This is a genomic window from Algoriphagus sp. oki45, from assembly GCF_036245605.1.
In the GTDB taxonomy this organism is placed as follows: Bacteria; Bacteroidota; Bacteroidia; order Cytophagales; family Cyclobacteriaceae; genus Algoriphagus.
This window is the reverse complement of record NZ_BTPC01000003.1, coordinates 466300-472740: the sequence shown is the minus strand read 5'-3', so window position 1 is coordinate 472740 and position 6441 is coordinate 466300. Positions and strand designations below refer to the sequence as shown.

Sequence of the window (6441 nt, the reverse complement as noted above, 5' to 3'; positions counted from 1 at the left end):
GGCGGACCTGAATGCGGGCAGTGTGACCAACGTGGCCAGCGCGAGCGGCAACGGGGTGACCTCGAATACGGACACCGAGACGGTGGATGCGACTCAAAGTCCAGACCTTTCAATCCTGAAGTCAGTCAAATCCAACGAAGATATTCTAGGCGGAGACTTGATCTTCGAGATCACAGTGACCAATACAGGAAATGTAACCCTTTACGATATCTATGTAGAGGATATTGAAACTGGTGATAATTGGATCATTGATGAATTGGTTCCTGAAGAAGACGATACCAGAGAGGTAGTAGTGAAAATTACTCAGGAATTGATTGATGGCAGATGTTATGAGAATACAGCTATCGCAGAGGTTCGAGAGTACTTTATAGATGCAAGGGTAGTTCCTGGACAAGGCCAACAGCTTCCATATGAAGTGATTTTGAGCGATGAATCTTCTGCTGAAGCTTGCTTCACTCAGACTCCTGAGTTGACCATCCTCAAGGAAATCACAGGTGGTGATCCTTACAGCTTGGTAGGGGATGAAGTAGAATACAAATACATTGTCACCAACAGGGGTAATGTGACCTTGACTGGACCATTTACAGTGGAAGATGATAAGATTGGAACCATTGCAGATCCTGCGAACACTGCTTCGCTTGCTCCTGGAGAAGAAATTATCTTCACTGCTTCCTACACCATTGGTGAGGGAGACCTTGTAGCAGGTTCCGTGACAAACATTGCCACTGGACAGGGCTTCTTTGGACAGGATGAAATCGAGTCTGATCCAGATCAAGAAACAGCTACTTCTCGATTTAATGAAATTCTGGCGGTGGATGACAATGCAGGTACATTCCAGTTCTCTGTAAATCCGCAGGTATCCTCAGTGAATGCCTTGACCAATGATGAGTTGAAAGGTGGACCTGCAACTCCGGCTAATGTGGTATTGACCACTGTAACACCGGATCCAACAGGAACTCTTACCGTGGACGCCAATGGTGTAATCACTATTGCTGCAAATCCTCAGGCGGGAGACTACCAGTTGACCTACAGAATCACTGAGGTAGGAAATCCTTCCAACTTCGACGAGGCTGTAATTACAGTGACTGTTGAGCCATTGTTGGGATTGATTGAGGTGGATGAGTATTGTGAACTGGATGCACCATACTTGAGATGGTTGCTATCTCCGGTGAACTTTGATCTGCAGGATTTGGCTCCGAATGATCCAACACCTTTGACCATGACTTGGTATGATAAGGATGACAATGTGATCATTGAATATGAAAACATTGGTTTGGAAGGCTTCATGCTATTCCCTGGAGCAGATACCTTGCCTGGAGGATATGGTAGCGCTTGGCCAGGGTGGAAATTTGAGAATATGCAATGGGTATCTGGTCAATTCAACTTCTATCAAGTAAGAGAGCCTGGAGCCTATGTGATTTTCAGATTGAATCCAGAAGTAGAGGTTGAAGTGAATTATCCGGGAGCTACTGAAGATTGTAATCCTAATCCGAATCCTCCAATTGCTGAGGACGACGATATGACTGCCATTCCAGTGTTCGAATTTGGATTCGACAACATTGTCAATGTTTTGGATAATGACCGATTGTTGGATGGAACATCTCCATTGAACACAACTTTGGTTGACATCTTTGAGGTGACTCAATCTACTCCGGGTGCATTGATATTGGATCCTGCGACAGGATTGGTTGATGTCGCTCCAGGATTGACTCCAGGTATTTACACCTTGGAATACAGAATCTGTACTAATCCTAACCCGACCAATTGTGATACCGCCATTGTAACAGTAAGAGTGGTTTCACCAGGAATATTGGTTGAGAAGTCAGTTCTTGAAAATGATAACCAAGTAGACGGTTTTATCACTTATGAAATAAAAGTAACCAATACAGGTGATGTTGAATTGTTCAACATAGAAGTTAAAGATGACTTGACGGGAGAAATGTGGACTATTTCATCCTTGGCACCTCAGGCTACTTGGACTGAAACCACCCAATTGGAAATTACTCAGGAGTTGATTGACGGCCTCTGTGTGACAAATACAGCTGCTGCGACGGTATATGCTGAAGAAATCGAAAACGATGAAACACTACCAGCTGAAAATGGAGAAAGAAGAATCCTTATTAGCGATGAAGATTCTGTTGAAGAGTGCTTCGAAATCAATCCTGCCATCGCATTGCTGAAAGACGGTGTCTTCAACGATGAGAACCAGGATGGCTTCGGAAATGTAGGAGAAACAATCTCTTACACCTTTACGGTAACCAACAACGGCAATGTGACCTTGAGCAACATCACGGTGACTGACCCATTGGTGACTGTATCCGGTGGACCAATCAGCCTGGCGCCTGGAGCGAGTGACAACACGACCTTCACAGCCACCTATGTGCTGACTCAGGATGATATTGATGCGGGCTATGTGGTGAACACGGCTTTGGCAGAGGGAACTGCACCAAACGATGAAGTTGTAGAGGATGAGTCTTCTGATCCGACTCCGGTAGAAGAGCCTAGCACTGATTGTGAGACTTGTACTGAAACGGTGATTCCTCAGAATCCGGCGATCGCGTTGCTGAAAGACGGTGTCTTCAATGATGAGAATCAGGACGGCTTTGGAAATGTAGGAGAAACAATCTCTTACACCTTTACGGTAACCAACACGGGCAATGTGACCTTGAGCAACATCACGGTGACTGACCCATTGGTGACTGTATCCGGTGGACCGATCAGCCTGGCACCTGGAGCGAGTGACAACACGACCTTCACAGCCACTTATGTGCTGACTCAGGACGATATCAATGCGGGCTATGTGGTGAACACGGCTTTGGCAAAAGGCACCTCACCAAAAGGAGTAGAGGTAGAGGACGAGTCTTCTGATCCGACTCCAGTAGAAGAGCCTAGCACTGATTGTGAGACTTGCACCGAAACGGTGATTCCTCAGAATCCGGCGATCCAAGTCATTAAGACAGACAATGGCGCCCAAGTAGACGGAGAAGGTGATGTGATCACTTATACGCTTACTGTGACCAATACCGGTAATGTGACCTTGACCAACGTAACGGTTCAGGATCCATTGACCCAGTTGGATATCAATGTAGGAACCCTAGCACCTGGAGCTTCCACAGCAGTGAATACTGACTATGTGGTAACTCAAGCTGACGTAGATGCAGGATTCGTACTGAACACTGCCTTGACTACAGGTGAAAGCCCTGATGGAGAAGATCCAGAAGATGATACCGATATTGAAACACCAGTTGATCGTAACCCATCTATTCAGGTGGTTAAGTCTGACAACGGCGCCCAAGTAGACGGAGAAGGTGATGTGATCACTTATACGCTTACTGTGACCAATACCGGTAATGTGACCTTGACCAACGTAACGGTTCAGGATCCATTGACCCAGTTGGATATCAATGTAGGAACCCTAGCACCTGGAGCTTCCACAGCAGTGAATACTGACTATGTGGTAACTCAAGCTGACGTAGATGCAGGATTCGTACTGAACACGGCCTTGACTACAGGTGAAAGCCCCGACGGAGAAGATCCTGAGGATGATACTGAGATTGAGACGCCTATTGAGCGAAATCCAAGCATCCAGATCGTGAAGAGCGACAATGGAGCTCAGGTAGACGGAGAAGGTGATGTGATCACTTACACCCTGACAGTGACCAACACAGGTAATGTGACCTTGAGCAACGTAACTGTTCAGGATCCATTGACCCAATTGGATATCAATGTAGGAACCCTAGCACCTGGAGCTTCCACAGCAGTGAATACTGACTATGTGGTAACTCAAGCTGATGTGGATGCAGGATTCGTGCTTAACACTGCCTTGACTTCCGGCGATAGTCCAGATGAGGAAACGCCGACCGACGAGGATGACGAGGAAACTCCAATAGAGAGAAATCCAAGTATCCAGATCGTGAAGAGCGATAACGGAGCTCAGGTAGACGGAGAAGGTGATGTAATCACTTACACGCTGACCGTGACCAACACCGGAAATGTGACCTTGACCAATGTGACGGTAGAGGATCCATTGACTGGATTGGATATCAATGTAGGAACCTTGGCACCAGGTGCATCCACAGCAGTGAATACTGACTACGTGGTGACTCAGGATGACGTGGATGCAGGCTTTGTATTGAACACTGCCTTAACTTCCGGTGACAGTCCAGAAGGAGAAGAAGATCCGAAAGATGAAACGGAGATCGAAACTCCAATCGATAGAACCTCTGCGATAACTATTACAAAAGTGGCAGATGTGGAAGCTGTTCAGGATGAAGGTGAAGTAATTAATTACACCATTGTGGTAACTAATACTGGAAACACAACACTCACTGAGCTAATGGTTTCCGATCCTTTGACTGGTTTGGAAGAGATAATTGGTGTACTTAATCCAGGGGATGCAGTTACTTTCGAGACGAGCTATACTGTGACGATTGAGGATATTGCTTCTCAAGAGGCGATTGTCAATGTGGCAAAAGTGACCTACACAGATCCTGTGACTGAAGAGGAAGTATCTGATGAAGCAGATGAAATTGTAGAGATCGCTTGTATCGATGATACCCTCATCACAGGTATACTTATCGATGATACCACGGGTCTACCGTTGGCAGGTGTGCCGGTGACATTGATTCCGCAAGAATCAACTCCAGGTGAGCCTTTGATCTTGGTGACTGGTGCAGATGGTCGTTATACCTTCAAGGATTTTGCACCTGGTCAGTACTTACTACAAGTTCAAGATGCTAATCTGAATTCAGTTAGAGGGTTGTTCCCAGTGCAAAGCTCATTGTTCTTCACCTTTATTGAGGCTTGTGTGTTCCAGACTAAAAACTTCAATTATGAAACCTATGGTGGAACAGTTCTGGGAGACTTTGTATGGTATGACATCAATCAAGACGGAATTCAAAACGAGTGGTTTGATGCCAACGATGACGGTCAGGTAACCTTGAACGATCCTACTGCAGGACCAATCTCAATCAGAGACTGGGAGTGGTTTGACTTGAACGGTGACGGTAGATATGACGGTCCTGAAAATGAAGGCGAATTGAACAAAGCCGGATTTGGTAATGATCAAAGCTTCAACATCATGGTCACTGGACCGGAAGGTTATGAATCGGAGATTATTGTGGGTGTTCTTGGCTATTGGAGAGAAAGAATCGATGAAAATAGATTCGGTCAATACACTGCTACCTTCATCAACGATACCTTTATCCAACAGCAGGCTTCCTTCATGGAGTCTACCGGAAAAGTCAAAGTATTGCCAAATGCCAATGGCAGAATGACTGATATCAACGGAATCAGATTCGAAGAGCGATGTGGATTGACTACAGAGCCTTCAGTGACAAAAGAAGTATCTGCCAATGACCGTATTCATCTGGATATGGACTTCGGATGGAGATGCCTATTAACTGAGGTAGAAATCATTGCCAACGATGATGACTTCGGTTCACACTTCATCAGCTTCGGCGGTGTGATAGGAAATATTCTGGACAATGACCGACTTGAAGGTCAGCGACCTGATCCTGCGGATGTGGACTTCGAATTCACTGAATTGGATGGAATTATAGGTCTCTTGATCAACGATAACGGTGAGTTGAGCCTAGTTCCAAATGTGAATGAGGTCAGAGACTATACCTTAAGATATGTGCTCAGAGAGACTGACTTCCCAGAGAATAATGATGATGCCCTGGTATTCTTCAGAATTCTAAATGACAACGTGAATTTGGCTGTGACGAAGACATCTTTCGAGGCAGAGATCTACGAAGGAGACGAGTTTGAGTACGAGATAGTGGTGAGCAATATCGGAGGTACTCCAGCCACTGGTGTTACTATTGAGGATAATCTTCCTGCAGGTGTGACTTACTTAAGCTCTAGAGTAGTGAGTGTAAGTGATCCTCAGATTCAAGTAGGTAGCCCAGCAGTAAGTGGCAGTACAGTGACTTGGAATGTTCCATTCCTACCAGCTGACGGAGTGATCACCCTCAGAGTCCGAGTTCAGGCAGGGGATGCTGGACAGATTCAGAACGTGGTGACTGTTGATTCTGAAGAGGATGATACCGATGATCAGAACAATAGAGATACGGATGTGAACACGGTATTGCCATTCAGAATTCCGAATGTGATTACGCCAAATGGAGACGGTGACAACGACACCTTCGAGATTAAGGGACTTGGTAAGTTTACAGACAGTGAGATAGTGATCTTCAACAGATATGGAGACCATGTACTAGAGAAGGAAAACTATCAGAATGACTGGGATGCTCCAGGTCAGGTAGCGGGTACTTACTTCTACGTCTTGAAGCTTACAGATCGAAGTGGACGAGTTCACGAGTTCACAGGCTGGATTCAGGTAATCAAAGAATAATCGATAGCACAAATGAAATCGAGCATGGAAATAATGTCAAACCAAGTGATGTGTAAGACCGCATGCGAGATTTCATGTGGCCA

The 6441-nt window shown here is 45.6% G+C and carries 1 protein-coding gene; it reads left to right on the top strand.

The window, feature by feature from the left end:
• The first annotated feature begins 31 nt into the window (after positions 1 to 31).
• Positions 32 to 6358, top strand: coding sequence for a DUF7507 domain-containing protein (locus AAA942_RS16025; RefSeq protein ID WP_338221301.1), 6327 nt, complete (start codon positions 32 to 34; stop codon positions 6356 to 6358).
• Positions 6359 to 6441: the final 83 nt, after the last annotated feature.